Origin of the sequence: Bailinhaonella thermotolerans (assembly GCF_003594875.1) — a bacterium.
GTDB lineage: Bacteria > Actinomycetota > Actinomycetes > Streptosporangiales > Streptosporangiaceae > Bailinhaonella > Bailinhaonella thermotolerans.
The window spans coordinates 198,710-221,546 of sequence record NZ_QZEY01000007.1 but is presented as its reverse complement, the minus strand read 5'-3'; the positions used below and the strand labels follow the sequence as shown (position 1 = coordinate 221,546).

The following is a 22,837-nucleotide window of genomic DNA, read 5'->3' as shown; positions in this document are numbered from 1 at the left end:
CTTCCCTCCCCGAGTACGCCCGGCCCCTTCCCCGCCCGGGCCCCGGCAACCCCGCCACCTCCCGGAAGGCATCGCCGCAGGTGGGCATGGGGGAGTTTGGGACCCCCTGATACTGTGGTCGAGACAGTTCCCCTTTAAGGCCCGTCCCGTGAGGCGGGAAAGGTGGTGACCCTTTTTCATGTCTGATGCCCGGAATCAGGTCGGAGCGGAGGCGCGCGAACGCGCGGTCCTCGAAGAGCCCGACATCCAGCGGGCGCTGACCCGCATCGCGCACGAGATCCTCGAACGCACCAAGGGCGGCGCGAACATCCTCCTCCTCGGCATCCCGACGCGCGGCGCGATCCTGGCCCGGCGCCTGGCCGAGCGCATCGAGCGGGTCGAGGGCCTCCCGGTGCCGCACGGCTCGCTCGACGTGACGATGTACCGCGACGACCTGCGCATGCGCCCCGCGCGCGCCCTCGGCCGCACCGAGCTCCCGCCGGACGGCGTCGACGGCAAGACCGTCGTGCTGGTCGACGACGTGCTCTTCTCCGGCCGCACCGTGCGCGCCGCCCTGGACGCCCTGAACGACCTGGGCCGCCCCACGGCCGTGCAGCTCGCCATCCTCGTCGACCGGGGCCACCGCGAGCTGCCCATCCGCGCCGACTACGTGGGCAAGAACCTCCCCACCTCCAAGTCCGAGACCGTGAAGGTGCACGTCCGCGAGATCGACGGGCGTGACGCCGTACTGCTCATGAAGGGGGAGGCGGAGTGAAGAAGCACCTGATCTCCGCGGCCGACCTCAGCCGCGAGGACGCGCTCCGCATCCTCGACACGGCCGAGGAGCTGGCCCAGGTGTCGGAGCGCTCGATCAAGAAGCTGCCCACCCTGCGCGGCCGCACGGTCGTGAACCTCTTCTTCGAGGACTCCACCCGCACGCGGATCTCGTTCGAGGCCGCGGCCAAGCGGCTGTCGGCCGACGTCATCAACTTCTCGGCCAAGGGGTCGAGCGTGTCCAAGGGCGAGAGCCTGAAGGACACCGCGCTCACGCTCCAGGCGATGGGCGCCGACGCGGTCGTGATCCGCCACGGCGCCTCCGGCGCGCCGCAGAACCTCACCCAGTGGGTCAGCGGGTCGGTGGTCAACGCCGGTGACGGCACCCACGAGCACCCGACGCAGGCCCTGCTCGACGCGTTCACCATGCGCCGCCGCCTGGGCGACCTGGCCGGCCGCCGCGTCGCGATCGTCGGCGACGTGCTGCACAGCCGTGTCGCCCGCTCCAACGTGCTGCTGCTGCACACGCTCGGCGCGCAGGTCACGCTGGTCGCCCCGCCGACCCTGCTGCCGGTGGCCGTGGACGCCTGGCCCTGCGAGGTGTCCTACGACCTGGACGCCGTGCTGCCCAAGTCCGACGTGGTGATGATGCTGCGCGTCCAGCAGGAGCGCATGAACGCCGCGTTCTTCCCCAGCGCGCGGGAGTACAGCCGCCGCTACGGCCTGGACCGGGACCGGATGGCCCGGATCCACGACGACGCGATCGTCATGCACCCCGGCCCGATGAACCGGGGCATGGAGATCGCCGCCGAGGTGGCCGACTCGGCCCGCTCGACCATCGTCGAGCAGGTCGCCAACGGCGTGACCGTCCGCATGGCCGTCCTGTACCTGCTGCTGGGCGGGTCCGAGCCCGCGATCGGGGGGACCCTGTGAGCCTCCGGGGAGAAGCTGTGAGCATCACGATCAAGAACGCCCGGATCCTCGGCGGCGACCCCGCCGACATCCGGATCGAGAACGGCGCCGTCGCCGAGATCGGCACCGGCCTGAGCGGCGGGGAGACCGTCGACGCCGACGGCCTGGTGGCCCTGCCGGGCCTGGTGGACCTGCACACCCACCTGCGCGAGCCCGGCCGCGAGGACGCCGAGACCGTCGAGACCGGCACCAGGGCCGCGGCCCGCGGCGGCTACACCGCCGTGCACGCGATGGCCAACACCTCCCCGGTCGCCGACACCGCCGGCGTCGTCGAGCAGGTCTGGCGGCTCGGCCAGGAGGCCGGCCACTGCGACGTGCAGCCCGTCGGCGCGGTCACGATCGGCCTGAAGGGCGAGCGGCTGGCCGAGCTGGGCGCGATGGCCGACTCGGCCGCCCGTGTCCGCGTCTTCTCCGACGACGGCCTGTGCGTGAACGACGCGGTGCTGATGCGCCGCGCCCTGGAGTACGTCAAGGCCTTCGACGGGGTCGTCGCCCAGCACGCCCAGGAGCCCCGGCTCACCGAGGGCGCGCAGATGAACGAGGGCGAGGTCTCCGGCCGGCTGGGCCTGGCCGGCTGGCCCGCCGCCGCCGAGGAGGCGATCATCGCGCGCGACTGCCTGCTGGCCGCGCACGTCGGCTCCCGGCTGCACGTCTGCCACGTCTCCACCGCGGGCTCGGTCGAGATCATCCGCTGGGCCAAGTCCAAGGGCTGGAACGTCACCGCCGAGGTCACCCCGCACCACCTGCTGCTCACCGACGAGCGCGCCGAGACCTACGACCCGATCTACAAGGTCAACCCGCCGCTGCGCACCGCCGAGGACGTGTCCGCGCTGCGCGCCGCGCTGGCCGACGGCACGATCGACTGCGTCGCCACCGACCACGCCCCCCACCCGGTCGAGGACAAGGAGACCGAGTGGGCGGCGGCCGCCATGGGCATGATCGGCCTGGAGACCGCGCTGTCGGTGGTGCAGGAGACCATGGTGGACACCGGCCTGCTCGACTGGGCCGGCGTGGCCGACCGCATGTCCTACCGCCCGGCCCGCATCGGCCGGCTGACCGGCCACGGCCGCGCCATCGAGGCGGGCGCCCCGGCCAACATCACCCTCTACGACCCCTCGGTGCGCGAGACGGTGGACCCCACCGCGTTCGCCTCCAGGAGCCGCAACACCCCCTACATCGGCATGTCGCTCCCCGGACGCGTGGTGGCGACGTTCCTGCGGGGCCGCCCCACCGTCCTCGAAGGGAAGATCGCGTGACCGAGGCAGCACTGGTCCTGGAGGACGGCCGGATCTTCCGCGGCTCCGCCTACGGCGCGGAGGGCGAGACCTTCGGCGAGATGGTCTTCAACACCGGCATGACCGGCTACCAGGAGACCCTGACCGACCCGTCGTACCACCGGCAGATCGTCGCGATGACCGCGCCGCACATCGGCAACACCGGCGTCAACGACGAGGACCCCGAGAGCGGCCGCATCTGGGTCGCCGGATACGTCGTGCGCGAGCCCGCGCGCGTCGCGTCCAACTGGCGCTCCCGGCGCACCCTGGACGAGGCGCTGCGCGAGCAGGGCGTCGTGGGCATCGCCATGCCCGGCACCCGCGCCCTCACCCGCCACCTGCGCGAGCGCGGCGCCATGCGCGCCGGCGTGTTCAGCGGCGACGCCCTGGCCGCCGGGGAGGAACTGGTCGAGCGCGTGCGGCGGAGCCCGTCGATGGTCGGCGCCGACCTCGCGCCCGAGGTCTCGACCGCCGAGCCGTACGTCGTGGAGGCGCACGGCGAGAAGCGGTTCACGGTGGCCGCGGTGGACCTGGGGATCAAGGCGATGACGCCGTACCGGATGGCCCAGCGCGGCTGCGAGGTGCACGTCCTGCCGGCGCACTCGACCACCGAGGACATCCTCGCGGTGAACCCCGACGGCGTCTTCTTCTCCAACGGCCCGGGCGACCCGGCCACCGCCGACTACGCCGTCGAGGCGCTGCGCGGCGTGCTGGAGGCGAAGGTGCCGTTCTTCGGCATCTGCTTCGGCAACCAGATCTTCGGCCGCGCGCTCGGCCTCGGCACCTACAAGCTCCGGTACGGCCACCGCGGCGTGAACCAGCCGGTGCGGGACCGCCACACCGGCCGGGTCCACATCACCAGCCACAACCACGGGTTCGCCGTGGACGCCCCGGCCGACGGCCCCTTCGCGACGCCGTACGGCAGGGCCGAGGTCAGCCACGTGAACCTCAACGACGGCTGCGTCGAGGGACTGCGCCTGCTCGACGCGCCCGGGTTCAGCGTGCAGTACCACCCCGAGGCCGCCGCCGGTCCCCACGACGCGGCCGGCCTGTTCGACGACTTCTGCGAGCTGATGGAGAAGAAGAGTGCCTAAGCGCACGGACATCCGGTCGATCCTGGTCATCGGGTCCGGGCCGATCGTCATCGGGCAGGCCGCCGAGTTCGACTACTCCGGCACCCAGGCCTGCCGCATCCTGCGCGCCGAGGGCTTCCGGGTCATCCTGATCAACAGCAACCCCGCGACGATCATGACCGACCCCGAGTTCGCCGACGCGACCTACGTCGAGCCGATCACCCCCGAGTTCGTCGAGAAGATCATCGCCAAGGAGCGCCCCGACGCGCTCCTGCCGACCCTGGGCGGGCAGACCGCGCTCAACACCGCGATCTCGCTGCACGAGGCCGGGGTCCTGGAGAAGTACGGCGTCGAGCTGATCGGCGCCGACGTGGACGCGATCCAGGCCGGCGAGAACCGCGAGCGGTTCAAGGAGATCGTCGCCAAGGTCGCCCGCGAGACCGGCCTGAACGCCGCCTCCGCGCGCAGCGTGATCTGCCACACGATGGACGAGGTGCTCGCCGGCGCGGCCCAGCTGGGCTACCCGCTGGTCGTGCGGCCCTCGTTCACCATGGGCGGCGTGGGCTCCGGCTTCGCCCACGACGAGGAGGGCCTGCGGCGCATCGCCGGGGCCGGCCTCGACGCGTCCCCGACCAGCGAGGTGCTCCTGGAGGAGTCCATCCTCGGCTGGAAGGAGTACGAGCTGGAGGTCATGCGCGACCGCAACGACAACGTCGTGATCGTGTGCTCCATCGAGAACATCGACCCGATGGGCGTCCACACCGGCGACAGCGTCACGGTCGCGCCGGCGATGACCCTCACCGACCGCGAGTACCAGAACATGCGCGACGTCGCGATCGCGGTCATCCGCGAGGTCGGCGTGGACACCGGCGGCTGCAACATCCAGTTCGCGGTGCACCCGGAGACCGGGCGCATGATCGTCATCGAGATGAACCCGCGCGTGTCCCGGTCCTCGGCGCTCGCGTCGAAGGCCACCGGCTTCCCGATCGCCAAGATCGCGGCCAAGCTCGCCATCGGGTACACCCTCGACGAGATCCCCAACGACATCACCAAGGAGACCCCGGCCAGCTTCGAGCCCGCGCTCGACTACGTCGTGGTCAAGGTGCCGCGGTTCGCCTTCGAGAAGTTCCGGGGCGCCGACGGCACGCTCACCACGCACATGAAGTCGGTGGGCGAGGCCATGGCCATCGGCCGGTCCTTCCCCGAGGCGCTCCAGAAGGCCCTGCGCTCGCTGGAGAAGAAGGGCTCGTCCTTCTCCTGGGCCGGCGAGCCCGGCGACCGGGAGGAGCTGCTGCGGCGCGCCGCGACCCCGCACGACGGCCGGCTGCGCACCGTGCAGCAGGCCATGCGCGCCGGCGCCACGGTCGAGGACCTGTACGCCGCCACGCGGATCGACCCGTGGTTCCTGGACCAGATCGCGGCGCTCGACGAGATCGCCCGCGCGGTCGCCGCGTCCCCGGCCGACCCGTCGGTGCTGGCCGAGGCCAAGCGGCACGGGTTCAGCGACGCGCAGCTCGGCGAGATCACCGGGCGCTCGGAGGAGGAGGTCCGCGCGCTGCGGCACTCCCTGGGCCTGCGGCCCGTCTACAACACGGTGGACACCTGCGCCGCCGAGTTCGCCGCGCGCACGCCGTACCTCTACTCGACCTACGACGAGGAGACCGAGGTCCCGCGCGGCGACCGCGAGAAGGTCATCATCCTCGGCAGCGGGCCCAACCGCATCGGGCAGGGCATCGAGTTCGACTACGCCTGCGTGCACGCGTCGTTCGCGCTGGCCGAGGCCGGCTACGAGACCGTCATGGTCAACTGCAACCCCGAGACCGTCTCGACCGACTACGACACCTCCGGCCGGCTCTACTTCGAGCCGCTGACGCTGGAGGACGTCCTGGAGGTCGTGCACGCCGAGCAGGAGACCGGCCCGGTCGCGGGCGTGATCGTGCAGCTCGGCGGGCAGACGCCGCTGGGCCTGGCGCAGGCGCTCAAGGACGCGGGCGTGCCGGTCGTGGGCACCTCGCCGGAGTCGATCCACCTGGCCGAGGAGCGCGGCGCGTTCGGGCGGGTGCTGGCCGAGGCCGGGCTGCCCGCGCCGAGGCACGGCACCGCCACCGACGTGGCCGGGGCGCTGGAGATCGCGAACGAGATCGGGTACCCCGTGCTCGTCCGGCCGTCCTACGTCCTCGGCGGCGCCGGCATGGCCATCGTGTACGACGACGAGACGCTCTCGACGTACATGGAGCGCGCGGGGGCCGCGAGCGACCACCCGGTGCTCGTGGACAAGTTCCTCGACGAGGCCATCGAGATCGACGTGGACGCGCTCTACGACGGGTCCGAGCTGTACCTCGGCGGCGTCATGGAGCACATCGAGGAGGCCGGGATCCACTCCGGCGACTCCGCGTGCGCGCTCCCGCCGATCACCCTGGGCCGCGCCGACATCGACCGCATCCGCGCCGCCACCGAGGCCATCGCCGCCGGGGTGGGCGTCCGCGGGCTCCTGAACGTCCAGTACGCCCTGTCCGCGGGCGTCCTGTACGTCCTGGAGGCCAACCCGCGCGCGAGCCGTACGGTGCCGTTCGTGTCCAAGGCCACGGCGGTGCCGCTGGCCAAGGCGGCCGCCCGCGTCACGATGGGCGCCACGATCGCCTCGCTGCGGGCCGAGGGCATCCTCCCGGCCGAGGGCGACGGCGGCACGCTGCCGCTGGACGCGCCGATCGCCGTCAAGGAGGCCGTGCTGCCGTTCAACCGGTTCAGCGGCGTGGACACCGTCCTGGGGCCGGAGATGCGGTCCACGGGCGAGGTCATGGGCATCGACGAGGTCTTCGGCACCGCCTACGCCAAGTCCCAGTCCGCGGCGTACGGCGAGCTGCCCACCAAGGGCCGCGCCTTCGTCTCGGTCGCCAACCGCGACAAGCGCTCGGCGATCTTCCCGGTGAAGGCGCTGGCCGACCTGGGCTTCGAGATCCTGGCCACCGAGGGCACCGCCGAGGTGCTGCGCCGCAACGGCGTCCGCGCCACGGTCGTGCGCAAGCACAGCGCCGGGCCCGGCGAGGACGGCGAGCCCACGATCGTGCGCCGGATCCTCGACGGCGAGGTGGACCTGATCATCAACACCCCGTTCGGCAGCCCCGGCCAGTCCGGCCCCCGCCTGGACGGTTACGAGATCCGCACCGCGGCCGTCCTGCGCGGCGTCCCGTGCGTGACGACGGTCCAGGGCCTCGCGGCCGCCGTACAGGGCATCCAGGCCATCGTGCGCGGCGACGTGGGCGTCCGCTCCCTCCAGGAGCACGCCGCCCGCCTCCGCGGCGCCTGAGGCGCCCCGCCCCTCCCGCGGGTCACGCGGTCGCGCGCGGGCCGTGCCCGGGGACCGCGTGACCACCGCGGGGAGGGGCCGCCCGCCGCTCCGGCCGTCGCGCCGATCATGCCGTTCGGTCACAGGATGTGATCAAAACCGCATGATCGGCGCGGGGTGGGCGCGGTGAGGGCGGGGATTGGCAAATGGCGCTGCGTGGGCGCTGGCCCGAGTACGTGTTCAGCGGGCAGTCTGGGGGATGGGGCTGGGCTGACGGAGGTGAGGGCGACGGTCGCTACGCCGGTTCGGGTGACGGGCACCGTGCTGACGATTCGGCAGGTGGACGCCTACCACGCGATGACCGTGGTGGCGCCCGCGATCGCCGAGCGCTTCCGGCCGGGCCAGTTCGTGGCGATCTCCGTGGGGGGAACGGGTTCTCCCATGCTGATGCGGCGCGGCCTGCCCATCCACGACGTCAAGCCCGACTACGGCGGCACGGTCGAGTTCGTGTTCCCCGCGGACCTGCCGGGGGCGGGCTGGCTCGCCGAGCGCCGGGTGCGCGACTCGCTCGACCTGGTGGGGCCGCTCGGCCGGCCCTTTCCCGTGCCGCGCGACCCCGTCCACTGCGTGCTCGTCGGCAGCGGGTACGGCTCGGCGGGCCTCTTCATGCTCGCCGACCGGCTCCAGCAGCGCGGCAGCCGGGTGGACTTCGTGCTCGGGGCGACCTCGGCCGACCGCGTGTTCGGGGCGCTGCGGGCCCGCCGCATGGGGCAGACCGCGACGCTCGCGACCGAGGACGGCTCGCTCGGCGTCCGCGGCCGGGTTACCGACGTGCTGCCGCAGGTCATCGAGGACGCGCGCGGCGACGTGGTGTACGCCTGCGGGCCCATGGCGATGCTGCGGACGGTGGCGGCGGTGGCGACCGAGTTCGCCATCCCGTCGCAGGTGGCGGTGCGCGAGATCGTGGGCTGCGGCACCGGGGTGTGCATGTCCTGCGTGCTGCCCGTGATCGGGGAGGACGGGATCACCCGCATGGTGCGGAGCTGCGTCGAGGGCCCGGTGTTCCGGGGCGAGCGGCTGCGCTTCGACGACGTGGGCACGATCCCGTTCGACGCGCTCGGCGCCCCCGGGGCGCGCGGCCCTGTGGAGGGGTTCCGTGAGCGCTGACATGCGGACCCGGCTCTCCCACGTGGAGCTGCCGAACCCGATCCTGACCGCCGCCGGGTGCGGCGGCTCGGGCCGGGAGCTGTCGGTCTTCTACGACGTGTCCCGGCTCGGCGCCCTGACCACCCCCTCGATCACGCTGGCCCCCAGGGCGGGCAGGCCCACCCCGCGCACCGCCGAGACGCCCTCGGGCGTCCTGAACGCCGTGGGGGCGCAGGGGCCGGGCGTGGACGCCTTCCTGACGTCCGACCTGCCCTGGCTGCTCCAGCAGGGCGCGCGGGCGGTGGTCTCGATCGCGGGCGGCTCGGTGGCCGAGTTCGTCGAACTGGCCAAGCGCCTCACCGAGCAGCCAGGGGTCAGCGTCCTGGAGGTGAATCTTTCCTGGCCCAGCATGGAGGACCGGGGGAGGCCCTTCGCGGCCGACGCGAGCGCGAGCGCCGAGGTCATCACGGCCGTGCGCGCCGCCGCCCGCTTCGACGTGCCGGTGTTCGCCAAGCTCGCCCCGGACGTGCCCGACGTCGTCGCGATCGCCCGCGCGTGCGTCGCCGCGGGCGCCGAGGGCCTGTCCCTGATCAACACCGTGCCGGGCATGGCGATCGACGTCGACGCCGCCCGCCCGGCGCTCGCGGCCGTGACCGGGGGGCTGTCCGGGCCCGCCGTACGGCCCCTTGCCGTAAGGTGCGTCTGGCAGGTCCACGCCGCCCTCCCCGGCGTGCCCATCGTGGGCATGGGCGGCGTCATGACCGGCAGGGACGCCCTGGAGCTCATCCTGGCGGGCGCCTGCGCGGTCGCCGTGGGCACGGCCAACTTCCAGGACCCCTTCGCCTGCCCGCGCATCCTGCGCGAGCTGGAGGAGGCCCTGACGGCCCGGGGGATCGAACGGGCCGCCGAGGCGATCGGCCTCGCCCACCGCCCCTCCGAGCGACAGCCCCGCTGAACCGGGCGCGCGGCAAGCGCGCCCGCCGACGACAGACGCCCCGGCGCTCGCCGGGGCGAGGAAACACACCGAAAGGCACCGAAGTGAGCTCGCCCGCGCCGATCGCCGTGGCCCTGGACGCCCCCGACCTGGAGACCGCCGCCACCTGGGCAGGTCTGGTCACCCCGCACGTCAGCACCGTCAAGGTGGGCCTGGAGCTGTACCTTCGCTACGGCCCGGACGTGATCGCCTCCGTCCGGGGCGCCAGCGGGGTCCAGGTCTTCCTCGACCTGAAGCTGCACGACATCCCGAACACCGTCGCCGGGGCGGCCCGGGCCGTGGCCCGCCTGCGGCCGTCGTACCTGACCGTCCACGCGGCCGGAGGGGCCGCGATGATCCGCGCCGCGGCCGAGGCCGCGCCGCAGACCCAGATCGCCGCCGTGACGGTCCTGACGTCCATCTCCGAGCCCGATCTGGAGGCGGTCGGGTTCCTGGGCCCGGCCCGCGACGCCGTGCGCCGCCTGGCCGTCCTGGCGGTCGGCGCGGGCGCGCGGGCGCTCGTGTGCTCGCCGCACGAGGTCGCCGCCGTGCGCGCCGAGGTCGGCCCGCAGATCACGCTCATCACCCCCGGAGTGCGCCCCGCCGGCGCGGACACGCAGGACCAGGTGCGCGTGGCCACGCCCGAGGAGGCGCTCGCCAACGGCGCCGACCTCCTCGTCATCGGCCGCCCGATCACCGGCGCGGCCGATCCGGGCGCCGCCGCGGCCGCCATCGCCGCCGCGATCCGCCGCACCCCGGCCGCCCCCGCCCGCTGACGCCGGGCCCGCGTCCTGGGGCGTGCGGCCCCCGCCGCCGCGCGCCCCGGGACGCCGTGGCCCTTCCGCGCCCGCGCCACGCCGCGAGGCGTCCGGCACGCCATCCGGGCGGCCCACGCCGCGCGGGCGGTCGCCCCGCGTGAGCCGTACGGCAAGGCGCGCAGCGGTCACGCCACGCGGGCCGTACGAGCCACGCGAGCCGTCACCGAGCGCGAGCCGTACGGCATGCCGCGCGCGCCCGGGACGCCGGAGCCCCAGGGCAGGGGCGCGCGGCGAGGCCGCCGGGCGGCTTCGATCTTGTAATTGTGCCCGAAGCCCGGAGTGATCGGGTCATGGGGGTCCGCCCGGGCGGGCCGGGGGCGAACCGGTGTCCTCCGGCGTGTCGTCGGCGTGTCGCGACACGCCGAGCCAGAAGCCCGCGTTGGGCGTCTGGCTCGGGAAAACGTCTTCAAGAGGCCGTTTTCATCGACACAGCGTAACGGAACCGCTCCACCGAGTCATGAAGTAGATTTTGTGATGAGAGAAACAGGTCTTGACGTTGCCTGACAGGGCATAGAGCAGCTAGTTTCCCCTCCCGTCCGAGTACATCGACAGAAATTCGAGGTGACCCGGCGTGGCTCTTCCTCCCCTGACCCCTGAGCAGCGCGCCGCAGCCCTTGAGAAGGCTGCCAAGGCCCGCCGAGAGCGTGCCGAGGTCAAGAACCGGCTCAAGCACGGTGCGGTTTCTCTGGCTGAGGTGCTCAAAGATGGGCAGGCCGACGACGTCATCGGCAAGATGAAGGTGTCGGCGCTTCTCGAGTCGCTCCCCGGCGTGGGCAAGGTCCGTGCCAAGCAGATCATGGAGCGGCTCGGCATCGCCGAGTCCCGCCGCGTGCGGGGTCTCGGCGCGAACCAGCGGTCCGCTCTGGAGCGCGAGTTCGGCGGCGGCGACCGCTGAGCCGCAACGAATTCGGGGGGTAGCAGGGTGACCGAGGTGTCCTGGCCTGAACGGGGCCGTACCGACTCCGGCGCAGGTGGGACGAATCGCGATCCCGGCATGCCCCCGACTCGCCTGACGGTCCTCTCGGGGCCGTCGGGCGTGGGCAAGTCCACGGTCGTCACCGAGCTCCGGCGGGCACACCCCGAGGTGTGGCTGTCGGTCTCGGTGACGACCAGGGCTCCCCGCCCGGGTGAGACCCACGGCGTGGAGTACTACTTCGCCGACGACGCCGAGTTCGACCGCATGGTCGAGGCCGGCGAGCTGCTGGAGTGGGCCGAGTTCGCGGGCAACCGTTACGGCACGCCCCGCAGGGCCGTCGAGGAGAAGCTCGCGGCCGGGGTGCCGACGCTGCTGGAGATCGACCTCCAGGGCGCGCGGCAGGTCCGCGAGGTCATGCCCGAGGCCCGGTTCGTCTTCCTCGCGCCTCCCTCGTGGGAGGAGCTGGTGCGCCGGCTCGTCGGGCGCGGCACCGAGCCGCCCGAGGTGATCGAACGCCGCCTGGAGGCCGCCCGCGAGGAGCTGGCCGCCGAGAAGGAGTTCGACGTCACCCTGGTCAACACGTCCGTCCAGGACGTGTTGCTGCGGCTGATAACCTTGGTGACCGCGGCGTCGGAGGACGTCGCTCCAGCATCCGCGCATCATCAAGGAAAGGTCTGACGTGGCAGGCATTGCCCCGGTTGCCGAAGGCATCACCAACCCGCCGATCGACTCGCTCCTTGAGGTCGTCGACAGCAAGTACAGCCTCGTGATCATGGGCGCCAAGCGCGCGCGCCAGATCAACGCCTACTACTCCCAGCTCGGCGAGGGCCTGCTGGAGTACGTCGGCCCGCTCGTGGAGACCCACGCGCAGGAGAAGCCCCTGTCGATCGCGCTCCGCGAGGTCCGCGAGGGTCTGCTCACCTCCGAGCCCATCGAGGGCTAGTTGCCCCAGGTCGTCCTCGGCGTCAGCGCCGGAATCGCCGCCTACAAGGCGTGCGAGCTGCTGCGGCTCTTCACCGAGTCCGGGCATGACGTCCAGGTGATCCCGACGCGCGACGCGCTCAAGTTCGTCGGCGCGCCCACCTGGGAGGCGCTGTCCGGCCGCCCGGCCGCCACCGACGTGTGGGAGAACGTCCACGAGGTCCCGCACGTCCGCATCGGCAAGAACGCCGACCTCGTCGTCGTCGCCCCCGCGACGGCCGACACGCTCGCCCGCGCCGCCCACGGCCTGGCGAACGACCTGCTCACGAACACCCTGCTCACCGCGCGCTGTCCCATCGTGTTCGCCCCGGCGATGCACACCGAGATGTGGGAGCACCCGGCCACGCGGGCGAACGTCGCCACCCTGCGCTCACGCGGCGCCATCGTGATCGACCCCGCGTCCGGCCGCCTCACCGGCGCGGACACCGGCCCGGGCCGGCTGCCCGACCCCTCCGCGATCTTCGAGACCTGCCTGGCCGTGCTGCGCGGCGCGCCGCGCGACCTGGAGGGCCGCCACGTCGTCGTCTCCGCCGGGGGCACCCGCGAGGCCATCGACCCCGTCCGCTTCATCGGCAACCGCTCCTCGGGGCTGCAGGGGTACGCCCTGGCGCGCACGGCCGTCGCCCGCGGCGCGACCGTGACCCTGGTGGCGGCGAACGTCGCCCTGCCCGACCCGGCCGGGGCGCGCGTGGTGCGCGTGGAGTCGGCGCTGGAGCTGCGCGAGGCGGTCGTCGGGGCGGCGGCGTCGGCGGACGCGGTCGTGATGGCCGCGGCGGTCGCCGACTTCCGCCCGGTCTCCCGGGCCGAGAGCAAGATCAAGAAGACGGCCGCCGGTCCCGCGCCGATCGAGCTCGCCGAGAACCCCGACATCCTCGCGGAGATCTCCGCCGCCCGGCCCCGCCCCGGCCAGGTGATCGTGGGCTTCGCCGCCGAGACCGACGACGTGCTCGCCAACGGGCAGGCCAAGCTCGCCCGCAAGGGCTGCGACCTCCTCGTCGTCAACCAGGTCGGCCCGGGCCTGGCCTTCGGCACCCCCGACAACGCCGCCACCATCCTGGTCGCGGGCGGTGACCCGGTCGAGGTCCCCCGCGGCCCCAAGGACACCCTGGCCGACGCCGTCTGGAACCTGGTCGCCCCCCGCCTGTGACCCCTCCCGCCCCCGCGCGGGCCGTACGGCGGGCGCCCGCCGTACGCGATCTCGAGAAGCCCGATCCGGGGGCGGGGAGGCCGGGAAGCCCGGCGGGGACGGGGTTCACGCGGTCCCCGCGGGGTACCGCGCCGCGCGCGGGCGGGTGTCCGGTTTGGGGGAGGGATACGCGGCGGCCTGGGCTTTGGGGCTAAACTCGGGCCAGCATCGTGGGTAGATCTCCGTCACGGCGGAGGCTCGCCCCCCGGAGAATCGCCAGCAGCCGCTGCATGAGGAGCTTCCCAGTTGTCCCGTCGCCTGTTCACCTCGGAGTCTGTCACCGAGGGTCACCCCGACAAGATGGCAGACCAGATCAGTGACGCGATCCTCGACGCCATGCTCAAGGACGACCCGAAGAGCCGGGTCGCAGTCGAGACGATGATCACGACCGGCCAGGTCCACGTCGCCGGCGAGGTGACGACCGAGACCTACATCGACATCCCCGGGGTCATCCGCGAGAAGATCCTGGAGATCGGCTACGACGGGTCCAAGAAGGGCTTCGACGGCGCCTCCTGCGGCGTGTCGGTGTCCATCGGCGCGCAGTCGCCGGACATCGCCCAGGGCGTGGACGACGCCTACGAGATCCGCGAGGGCGAGGGCGCCGACGACCTCGACCGCCAGGGCGCCGGCGACCAGGGCCTCATGTTCGGCTACGCCTGCCGCGAGACCCCCGAGCTGATGCCGCTGCCGATCACGCTGGCCCACCGGCTCGCCCGCCGGCTCTCCGAGGTGCGCAAGAGCGGCACGGTGCCCTACCTGCGCCCCGACGGCAAGACCCAGGTCACGATCGAGTACGACGGCGACCGCGCCGTCCGCCTCGACACCGTCGTCGTGTCCACCCAGCACGCTCCCGAGATCAACCTCAAGGAGATGCTGACCCCGGACATGAAGGAGCACGTGGTCGACCCGGTGCTGGCCGGCCTGGAGCTCGACACCGAGGGTTACCGCCTGCTGGTGAACCCGACCGGCCGCTTCGAGATCGGCGGCCCGATGGGCGACGCCGGCCTCACCGGCCGCAAGATCATCATTGACACCTACGGCGGCATGGCCCGCCACGGCGGCGGCGCCTTCTCCGGCAAGGACCCGTCCAAGGTGGACCGCTCGGCCGCCTACGCCATGCGCTGGGTCGCCAAGAACGTCGTCGCGGCCGGCCTCGCCGACCGCTGCGAGGTCCAGGTCGCCTACGCCATCGGCAAGGCCCAGCCCGTCGGCCTCTTCGTCGAGACCTTCGGCACCGAGAAGATCCCGGTCACCAAGATCCAGGACGCCGTCCTCCAGGTCTTCGACCTGCGGCCCGCCGCGATCATCCGCGACCTGGACCTCCTCCGCCCGATCTACTCGCCGACGGCGGCCTACGGCCACTTCGGCCGCGAGGAGCCGAACTTCTCCTGGGAGCTCACCAACCGCGCCGACGCCCTGCGCCAGGCCACCGGCGTCTGAGCCGCCCCCTCGTCCCGCGTACGACGGCCGTCCCCGCCCCGGGGACGGCCGTCGCCGTCTCCACGCCCCGCCCTCCGGCGCCGGGGCCCGCGGGACTCCGGGGCTGAGGGGTTCCGGGGGCGAGGGGCTCCGGGGCTGAGTGCCCTGTAAGAGCCCCGGAAACGCGGGACTCCCCGCGCGCCGGGGCGCACGGGGAGTCCGGGTGACCGGGCGAGGCCGGGATCAGCTGTAGAAGGTGCGGGAGCCGCGGCTCACCGTGGTGCCGCGCTCGCCCCAGTAGGTCCGGACGGTGGCGCGGTACTGGGTGTCCTCGTACGCGGTCGCCAGGCTCCGGCAGGTGCTGCCCGGGTTGCCGTAGGAGTTGTTGTAGTCCTTCCACGTGTAGGAGGGGCCACCGCCGTTGACCGGGGCGAGCTGCACCTCGACCCAGCGCGGGCCCTCCGTGTTGAAGGCCTGGGCGCAGATCTGGTCCGTGCTGTCGTTGTAGACGACCTGGCCGTCACCGACGTTCCAGGTGAACGAGGCGGCCGAGGCCGGCTGCGCGAGGAGCAGGCTCCCGGCCATCACACCGATGCCCGCCACAGCCGTCTTGATCAGGTTCTTCATCATTACCCCTCTCGTTGGAACGGTTCGCGGCGCCGCTGTCGTCGATCTTGTGTCGCCGCGTGCCCGGAGGGGAAGGGGACCGACCGATTGTTCGCTTTCCGGCCGCCCAAAGATAGGAATCCGGTAGCCGCGCGGTCCCGGTGAACCCGCGCCCCGGCACCGGGTCCGAAGGCCGGTCCCGGGGCGCCCGCGCTCCCGTGATCCCTCGTCCCCGCAGGTCCCGGGCCCGGACCGGATCGGGTGGTGCGGGGGGTCTGGTATCACAGGGGGGTGAGCGAGCCCACGTCCCAGCCCGGAGCCCAGGAGGCGCTGCTCGCCGTGCCCGAGGGGGGCCGGGCGAAGGGCGCGGCGCGCGAGGGGCGCGTCGCGGGCGGGCGGGCCGCCCGGGCCGGCGGGCCGGGCGGCGAGGTCGCGGCCGAGCTGCCCGTGGCGCGGGTCGTGGTGGACACGCAACTGCCCCACCTCGACCGGCCCTTCGACTACCTCGTGCCCGCGTCGCTCGCGGAGGCCGCCGTCCCCGGATGCCGGGTGCGGGTGCGGTTCGCCGGCAAGCTCGTGGACGGGTTCCTGCTGGAGCGGGCGGCCGAGAGCGGGCACGACGGGCGGCTGGCCCGGCTGGAGCGCGTCATCTCGCCCGAGCCCGTGCTGACGCCCGAGATCGCCGCGCTGGCCCGCGAGGTCGCCGACCGCTACGCCGGCACGCTCGCCGACGTGCTCCGCCTCGCCGTGCCCCCGCGCCACGCCCGCGTCGAGGCCGAGGCCGCCCGGGCCGCCGCCCAGGCCGCCGGGCCCGTACGGCCGGAGGCCGCCGCCGGCGACGCCGTACCGGGGGAGCGCCCGGGCGGCGGCGCGCGGCCGGGCGGGGATCCGGGGCCGGCGCAGGAGGAGGACGGGGAGCGCGGTCCGGAGCCCGGGGCGGACGCCGCGCGGGCGGAGGACGTCGCGCCGCCCGGGCCGGGGCCGTGGGCCGAGTACCCCGCGGGGGCGTCGTTCCTGCGCGCGCTGGCCGAGGGCCGCGGGCCGCGCGCGGTGTGGACGGCGCTGCCCGGCGGATGGGCCGAGGCCGTGGCCGTCGCCGTCCGGGCGACCCTCGCCGGGGGGCGCGGCGCCGTCGTCGTGGTGCCCGACGGGCGGGACGTCGCGCTCGTGGACGAGGCGCTGCGGGGCACGGGGCACGTCGCGCTGACCGCCGACCTGGGCCCCGCCGAGCGGTACCGGCGGTGGCTGAAGGTGCTGCGCGGGCAGGCGCGGGCCGTCGTGGGGACCCGCGCGGCCATGTTCGCGCCGGTCAGGGACCTGGGGCTGGCCGTGATCTGGGACGACGGGGACGACCTGCACGCCGAGCCGCACGCGCCCTACCCGCACGCCAGGGAGGTGCTGGGGCTGCGGGCGCACCGGGCGGGGGCGGGCATGCTCGTCGGCGGGCACGCGCGCACGGCCGAGGGGACGCAGCTCGTCGCCTCCGGATGGGCGCACGCGATCACGCCGGACCGTTCCAGGCTGCGGGCGCGGGCCCCCCGGGTGGTGCCGCTGGGCGACGACGCGGAGCTGGCCCGGGACGGGGCCGCCCGCGCGGCGCGGCTGCCCACCATGGCCTGGCGGGCGCTGAAGTCGGGCCTGGAGAAGGGGCCCGTCCTCGTGCAGGTGCCGCGCCGGGGCTACCTGCCCGCGCTCGCCTGCCGGCGGTGCCGGGCCGCCGCCCGCTGCGCGCACTGCCGGGGCCCGCTGGCGCTCAGAGGCGGGCACGCCGCGCCGTACTGCCGCTGGTGCGGGCGCATCGAGGGCGCCTTCCGCTGCCCCTCCTGCGGCGGGCACCACGTGCGCGCGGTGGTCGTGGGCGCCCGCCGTACGGCCGAGGAGCTGGGGCGGGCCTTCCCGAGCACGAAGGTGCGGACCTCGGGGCGGGACGCGGTGGTCGACCGGGTCGGGCCCGAGCCCGCGCTGATCGTGGCGACGCCGGGGGCCGAGCCGGTGGCCGAGGGCGGCTACGCGGCGTGCGTGCTGCTGGACGGCTGGGCGCTGCTCGGCCGGCCCGACCTGCGCGTCAACGAGGAGGCGCTGCGGCGCTGGCTCAACGCGGGCGCGCTGGCCCGGCCCGGCGCGCCGCTGGTGGTGCTCGCGGACGGCGCGCTGCCGGTGGTGCAGGCGCTGCTGCGGTGGGACCCGGTCACGCACGCCGAGCGGGAGCTGGCCGACCGCGCCGAGCTGGGCTTCCCCCCGGCGGTGCGGATGGCCACCCTGACCGGCTCGCCCGAGGGCGTGCGCGACCTGCTGACGGAGGTACGGCTGCCGCCCGAGGCGCAGGTGCTCGGGCCGGTGCCGGTCGGCGAGGCGGGACAGGAACGCGCGCTCGTCCGGGTGCCGCGCTCCGCCGGGACCGCCCTGGCGCGCGCGCTGAAGGGGGCCTCCGGCGTGCGGTCGGCGCGGAAGGCCCCCGAGGTCGTGCGCGTGCGGATCGACCCGCTGGACCTCATCTGACGCACGCGCGCCCCCGTCTGACGATAGGTTCGGTGGTCGCGACGACGTACGCCGGGACGGAGGGGCGGAAGATCGGATGACGGCTGAGCTGGCGCGGGGCGTGCTGCGTGTGCCGCTGGTGGAGGACGCCTGGCGGCTCGCGGTGTGGACGGGGGAACGGCCGCTGACCCCCGCCGGGGTGCTGAGCGCCGGGGACGCCGCCGAGGCCGTGCGCACGCTCGGCCTGCGCTTCCCCGCCGACGAACTGGCCCGCCCCCGCCCGCCCCACGTGCTCTGGGTGGTCGTGGTCAACACCCGCCTGGTCCGCGTCGAGCGCGGCGTCGCCCGCCCCGGCCCCCGCGTCGGCGAGCTGGCCGTGGGCGAGCCCGACAAGCTCCTGGCCTTCTGGGACGAGGTCGTCATGGACGTGCTCGACCGCGCCGACTTCGGCCTCACCGGCTCCGCCGAGATCGACGCCGGGCTCGTGGACCTCCTGACCATGCTGTACGCCGAGGGGGAGCCGGTCCCGGTCGCCCGCCTCGGCCACCCGGAGGCCATCGACCAGGCCCTCGACGTCCTCGCGTACTGCGGCCTCGTCGGCCGCGCCGCCACCGGCGTGGGCCTGACCCCCCTCGGGCGCACCGCCGTACGCGCCGAACTCCGCCGCGCCTTCACGGCCCCCGGGTCCTGACCCCCGGGGCCGCGTCACCCGCCCGCGCGGGGCCGGCCGCGGGATCGACAGGCCGCGCCGGGTCCGGGGGAGGTTCCCCGGGCGGCCCGGCGGGTGGATGATCCGGGGAGGGACGGCGGCGGGAGGAGGAGCGCGGTGCTCGAGGTGATCGGTTCGGGGCACGGGCGGACGGGCACGGACTCGCTGCGGCGGGCGCTGGACTTGCTCGGGTTCGGGCCGACGTACCACATGAAGGAGGTCATCGGGCGGCCCGAGCGGTACCGGCACTGGATCGACGTCGCGCGGGGGAGGCCGGTGGACTGGGAGGAGGTGTTCCGGGGGTACCGCTCGACCACCGACTTCCCGGCCGGGGCGTACTGGCGGCCGCTGATGGAGCGGTATCCGGACGCGAAGGTGGTGCACACCACCCGCGACCCGGAGGAGTGGTACGAGAGCGCGCGGAAGACGATCTTCCGGATCCCGCTGCTGACGCGGCGCCCGGTCGCCGGCCCGCCGCTGCGCGCGCTGGTCACGCTGCACCCGACGCCGCGCGGGCTGTTCTCGATGATGGACGCCGTGGGGCGCGACATCGGGATGACCCGCTTCGACCGCGAAGGGGCCATCGCGTGGTTCGTCGCGCACAACGAGGCCGTCCTGGCGGGGGTGCCCGCCGACCGCCTCCTGGTCTACGACGTACGGCAGGGCTGGGAGCCGCTGTGCGCGTTCCTCGGCGTCCCGGTGCCGGACGCGCCCTTCCCGCGCGGGAACGACGCCCGCGAGTTCCGCCGCCGGTTCCTCCGCGTCCTGGCCGGCGGGCGCATGAGGTGAGGCCGTGATGTGAGACCGCGATGTGAGGCCGCGATGTGAGGCCGTGGTGTGAGGCCGTGGTGTGAGGCCGTGCGGCGCGGCCCAGGCCGCCGAGGGAGGCGCGGCGGGGCGTTCGCGGGACCGTAGACTTGGGGGCGTTCCGACGTACGACCGTGAAACGGAGCCCCCGTGGCCATCCAGGAGATCCGCCTGTTCGGCGATCCCGTGCTGCGCACCCCCGCGGAGCCGGTGAAGACCTTCGACAAGGAGCTGCGCAAGCTCGTCAAGGACCTCACCGACACGATGCTGGACGCGCCCGGGGCCGGGCTGGCCGCGCCGCAGATCGGCGTGGGCCTGCGGGTCTTCACCTACTACGTGGACGACCAGCTCGGGCACCTGATCAACCCCGACCTGAACCTCTCCGAGGACATCGAGGAGGACGACGAGGGCTGCCTGTCCATCCCCGGGCTGGCGTTCAGGACCCCGCGGGCGATCAGCGCGGTCGCCAAGGGCTTCAACATGTACGGTGAACCCGTCACCATCGAGGGCACCCACCTGCTGGCGCGCTGCGTGCAGCACGAGACCGACCACCTCGACGGCATCCTGTTCATCGACCGGCTCGACCCCGAGCAGCGCAAGGCCGCGATGAGGGCGATCCGCGAGGCGGAGTGGTCCGGGCTGAGCGCGCCGACGGTCAAGTTCTCGCCGCACTCCACCCAAGGGAAGGCGCTGTAACCGTTGCGTCTGGTCTTCGCCGGGACACCCGAGATCGCCCTGCCCGCCCTCGAAGCGCTGCTCGAGTCCGAGCGGCACGAGGTGGTCGCCGTCGTCACCCGCCCCGACGCCCCCGCGGGGCGCGGGCGCAGGCTGCTGCCGAGCCCGGTCGGGGCGCGCGCGGCCGAGGCGGGCCTGGAGGTGCTCAAGCCGGCCAAGGCGCGGGACCCGGAGTTCCTCGACCGGCTGCGTGAGATCGCCCCGGACGCCTGCCCCGTGGTGGCCTACGGCGCGATCCTGCCGCAGGTCGCGCTGGACATCCCCCGCCACGGGTGGATCAACCTGCACTTCTCCCTGCTGCCGGCGTGGCGCGGCGCGGCCCCCGTGCAGCACGCGATCCTGCACGGCGACGAGATCACCGGCGCGACCACGTTCCAGATCGTCAAGGAGCTGGACGCGGGGCCCGTCTACGGCGTGACCACCGAGACCATCCGCCCGACCGACACCAGCGGCGAGCTGCTGGGCCGCCTCGCCGTGTCCGGCGCGGGCCTGCTCGCCGCCACGCTCGACGGCATCGCCGACGGCGCGCTGGAGGCCCGGCCACAGCCCGCCGAGGGCGTCTCGCTCGCCCCGAAGCTGGAGGTGGACGACGCCCGCGTGGACTGGACGGCCCCCGCGATGCGCGTGGACCGGCTGATCCGCGCCTGCACCCCGGCCCCCGGCGCGTGGACGACGTTCCGCGACACCCGGATCAAGCTGGGCCCGGTGCGCCCGCGCCCCGACATCCCCGGCCCCGGCAACGACCTGGGCTCCGGCTCCGGCTGCAACGGCCTGGAGCCCGGCCGCGTGGCCGTCGGCAAGAACTCCGTCCTGATCGGCACCGGCACCCACCCGGTCGAGCTGGGCGAGGTCCAGCCGCAGGGCAAGCGCCGCATGACCGCCGCCGAATGGGCCCGCGGCACCCGCCTCACCGACGACGACCGACTGGCCTGATCACATCATGAACCACCGAGGCGACCGCCCCACCCGCCGCGCGAACACGAATCGCGACCGCGGCGCGACCGACCGCGACACCCCGCGCCGCGACACCCCGCGCCGCGACACCCCGCGCCGTGACACCGGGCGCGGCGACACCCCGCGCCGGGACCGGGACACCCCCCGCTCCGGCGGTACGGCGGGCGGCCGCGCCGACACGCGCGAGGACGCCACCGGCGGCACTCCCGGCCGCGCGGGCGCGGGGGAGGGCCGGGCCCGCGGCCGTACCGGATCGGGCGCGCCGGGTCCGCGCGCGGGCTCGGGCCGTGCGGGCCGCGGCGGCAAGGCCGGGGGCCGGACGCCGCGCGACCCGGCCAGGGAGGCGGCGTTCGACCTGCTGCGGGCGGTGGACGAGCGGGACGCGTACGCCAACCTGCTGCTGCCGGGGCTGCTGCGCGAGCGCGGGATCGGCGGCCGGGACGCGGCCTTCGCGACCGAGCTGGCCTACGGGACGCTGCGCGGGCTGGGGACCTACGACGAGATCATCGCGACGTGCAGCGACCGGCCGCTGCGGAAGATGGACCCGCCGCTGCTGGACGCGCTGCGGCTGGGGGCGCACCAGCTCCTGCGGACCCGCGTCCCCGCCCACGCCGCCGTGAGCGCGACCGTGGACCTGGTACGGCGGCGCGTGGGCCAGGGCCCGGCGAAGTTCGCCAACGCCGTGCTGCGGAAGATCGCGGCGCGGGACCTGGACGCCTGGCTGGACGTCCTCGCCCCGGACGCCGGGCGGGACCCGGTGGGGCACCTCGCGGTGGTGCACAGCCATCCGGAATGGATCGTGTCGGCGCTGCGCGACGCCGTGGGGGCCGGGGAGATCGATGACCTGCTGGCGGCCGACAACGCGCGCCCGCGCGTGACGCTGGTGGCGAGGCCGGGCCTGGCCGAGGTGGACGAGCTGGTCGCCGCCGGGGCCGAGCCGGGGGAGTTCTCCCCGTACGCCGCCTACCTGCCCGAGGGCGATCCGGGGGACATCCCGGCGGTGCGCGAGGGGCGGGCCGCCGTACAGGACGAGGCCAGCCAGCTGGTCGCGCTCGCGCTGGCCCGCGTCCCCGTCGAGGGGGACGACCGGGCCTGGCTGGACATGTGCGCGGGCCCCGGCGGCAAGGCCGGGCTGCTCGGCGCGGTCGCGGCCGGGCGAGGAGCCCGGGTGCTGGGCGCCGACCTGCAGTTCCACCGGGCGCGGATGGCCGGGCGGGCGGCGCGCGGCCCGGCGATCGTGGCCGACGGCGCCGTGCCCGCGTGGCGCGCGGGGGCGTTCGACCGGGTGATCGTGGACGCGCCCTGCACCGGGCTCGGCGCGCTGCGCCGCCGGCCCGAGTCGCGCTGGCGGCGCGACCCCGCCTCGGTCGCGGAGCTGACCCCGGTCCAGCGGCGGCTGCTCGAATCCGGTCTGGACGCCGTGCGGCCGGGCGGGGTCGTGGCCTACGTGACCTGCTCGCCGCACCTGGCCGAGACCCGCGTCGTGGTGTCGGACGTGGCGGAGGCGCGTGGCGACGTGGAGGTGCTGGACGCGCGGGAGTACCTCCCCGAGGTCACCGGCCTCGGGCCGGGGCCGTACGCCCAGTTCTGGCCGCACCGGCACGGCACCGACGCGATGTTCCTCGCGCTGCTCCGCCGAACGGCGGGCTGACGGGGCCGCCCACGCCGGCGGGACGCCCGCGCCCGCGGGCGACGCGGGGGGCCGCCGACTCCGGGCGACGACGTGGGGGAGCCGCCGCTCTTGAACGTGG

General features: G+C 74.6%; 20 protein-coding genes. 19 read left to right on the top strand and 1 reads right to left on the bottom strand.

The window, feature by feature from the left end; genetic code table 11:
* Positions 1-178 precede the first annotated feature (178 nt).
* The 13 genes from pyrR to metK all read left to right on the top strand — a co-directional run bounded on the left by pyrR (position 179) and on the right by metK (position 14,818).
* Positions 179-754, top strand: coding sequence for a bifunctional pyr operon transcriptional regulator/uracil phosphoribosyltransferase PyrR (gene pyrR / locus D5H75_RS20190; protein ID WP_119928046.1), 576 nt, complete (start codon positions 179-181; stop codon positions 752-754).
* Positions 751-1,686: an aspartate carbamoyltransferase catalytic subunit gene (locus tag D5H75_RS20185; protein ID WP_119928045.1), complete on the top strand. Its 936-nt coding sequence runs from the start codon at positions 751-753 to the stop codon at positions 1,684-1,686. The genes pyrR and D5H75_RS20185 overlap by 4 nt, the downstream gene beginning before the upstream one ends.
* 17 nt (positions 1,687-1,703) lie before the next feature.
* The gene (locus tag D5H75_RS20180) at positions 1,704-2,981 is read left to right on the top strand and encodes a dihydroorotase (RefSeq protein ID WP_119928044.1); all 1,278 of its coding nucleotides are present in this window, start codon (positions 1,704-1,706) and stop codon (positions 2,979-2,981) included.
* A complete protein-coding gene (gene carA, locus D5H75_RS20175) occupies positions 2,978-4,093 on the top strand; it encodes a glutamine-hydrolyzing carbamoyl-phosphate synthase small subunit (RefSeq protein ID WP_119928043.1) in 1,116 nt (371 codons plus the stop codon). Before D5H75_RS20180 ends, carA begins: the two co-directional genes overlap by 4 nt.
* The gene (gene carB / locus D5H75_RS20170; RefSeq protein WP_119928042.1) at positions 4,086-7,379 is read left to right on the top strand and encodes a carbamoyl-phosphate synthase large subunit; all 3,294 of its coding nucleotides are present in this window, start codon (positions 4,086-4,088) and stop codon (positions 7,377-7,379) included. Before carA ends, carB begins: the two co-directional genes overlap by 8 nt.
* Positions 7,380-7,715: 336 nt before the next feature.
* A complete protein-coding gene (locus tag D5H75_RS20165; protein ID WP_119928159.1) occupies positions 7,716-8,525 on the top strand; it encodes a dihydroorotate dehydrogenase electron transfer subunit in 810 nt (269 codons plus the stop codon).
* Positions 8,515-9,459 carry a dihydroorotate dehydrogenase gene (locus D5H75_RS20160; protein ID WP_119928041.1) on the top strand — a complete coding sequence of 315 codons (945 nt, stop codon included), beginning with the start codon at positions 8,515-8,517 and terminating at the stop codon, positions 9,457-9,459. The genes D5H75_RS20165 and D5H75_RS20160 overlap by 11 nt, the downstream gene beginning before the upstream one ends.
* An 83-nt stretch (positions 9,460-9,542) precedes the next feature.
* Positions 9,543-10,253, top strand: coding sequence for an orotidine-5'-phosphate decarboxylase (gene pyrF / locus D5H75_RS20155; protein ID WP_119928040.1), 711 nt, complete (start codon positions 9,543-9,545; stop codon positions 10,251-10,253).
* A gap of 613 nt (positions 10,254-10,866) precedes the next feature.
* Complete coding sequence (gene mihF / locus D5H75_RS20150) at positions 10,867-11,190, top strand: integration host factor, actinobacterial type (protein WP_119928039.1); 324 nt, start codon at positions 10,867-10,869, stop codon at positions 11,188-11,190.
* 99 nt (positions 11,191-11,289) lie between these two features.
* Positions 11,290-11,889: a guanylate kinase gene (gmk, locus tag D5H75_RS20145; protein WP_119928038.1), complete on the top strand. Its 600-nt coding sequence runs from the start codon at positions 11,290-11,292 to the stop codon at positions 11,887-11,889.
* Position 11,890: 1 nt separating this feature from the next.
* Positions 11,891-12,154, top strand: a complete 264-nt coding sequence (gene rpoZ / locus D5H75_RS20140) for a DNA-directed RNA polymerase subunit omega (RefSeq protein ID WP_119928037.1) — start codon at positions 11,891-11,893, stop codon at positions 12,152-12,154.
* Positions 12,155-13,339, top strand: a complete 1,185-nt coding sequence (gene coaBC, locus D5H75_RS20135; protein WP_119928036.1) for a bifunctional phosphopantothenoylcysteine decarboxylase/phosphopantothenate--cysteine ligase CoaBC — start codon at positions 12,155-12,157, stop codon at positions 13,337-13,339.
* A gap of 285 nt (positions 13,340-13,624) precedes the next feature.
* Positions 13,625-14,818, top strand: coding sequence for a methionine adenosyltransferase (gene metK / locus D5H75_RS20130; RefSeq protein WP_119928035.1), 1,194 nt, complete (start codon positions 13,625-13,627; stop codon positions 14,816-14,818).
* Positions 14,819-15,040: 222 nt separating this feature from the next.
* On the opposite strand, the gene D5H75_RS20125 is transcribed toward metK, so the two are convergent.
* Positions 15,041-15,427: a hypothetical protein gene (locus D5H75_RS20125; protein WP_119928034.1), complete on the bottom strand. Its 387-nt coding sequence runs from the start codon at positions 15,425-15,427 to the stop codon at positions 15,041-15,043.
* Positions 15,428-15,694: 267 nt separating this feature from the next.
* Between D5H75_RS20125 and D5H75_RS20120 the strand changes: the two genes are divergently transcribed.
* The 6 genes from D5H75_RS20120 to D5H75_RS20095 all read left to right on the top strand — a co-directional run bounded on the left by D5H75_RS20120 (position 15,695) and on the right by D5H75_RS20095 (position 22,737).
* On the top strand, positions 15,695-17,902 hold the full coding sequence (locus tag D5H75_RS20120; RefSeq protein WP_119928033.1) for a primosomal protein N': 2,208 nt from the start codon (positions 15,695-15,697) through the stop codon (positions 17,900-17,902).
* 76 nt (positions 17,903-17,978) lie between these two features.
* Entirely contained in the window at positions 17,979-18,572 is a 594-nt protein-coding gene (locus D5H75_RS20115; protein ID WP_119928032.1) for a hypothetical protein, read from the top strand.
* A gap of 135 nt (positions 18,573-18,707) precedes the next feature.
* Entirely contained in the window at positions 18,708-19,379 is a 672-nt protein-coding gene (locus D5H75_RS20110) for a sulfotransferase family protein (RefSeq protein WP_119928031.1), read from the top strand.
* A gap of 168 nt (positions 19,380-19,547) precedes the next feature.
* A complete protein-coding gene (gene def, locus D5H75_RS20105; RefSeq protein WP_119928030.1) occupies positions 19,548-20,093 on the top strand; it encodes a peptide deformylase in 546 nt (181 codons plus the stop codon).
* A gap of 3 nt (positions 20,094-20,096) precedes the next feature.
* The gene (fmt, locus tag D5H75_RS20100) at positions 20,097-21,065 is read left to right on the top strand and encodes a methionyl-tRNA formyltransferase (protein WP_119928029.1); all 969 of its coding nucleotides are present in this window, start codon (positions 20,097-20,099) and stop codon (positions 21,063-21,065) included.
* A gap of 7 nt (positions 21,066-21,072) precedes the next feature.
* Positions 21,073-22,737, top strand: coding sequence for an RsmB/NOP family class I SAM-dependent RNA methyltransferase (locus tag D5H75_RS20095; protein ID WP_202638329.1), 1,665 nt, complete (start codon positions 21,073-21,075; stop codon positions 22,735-22,737).
* Positions 22,738-22,837 lie beyond the last annotated feature (100 nt).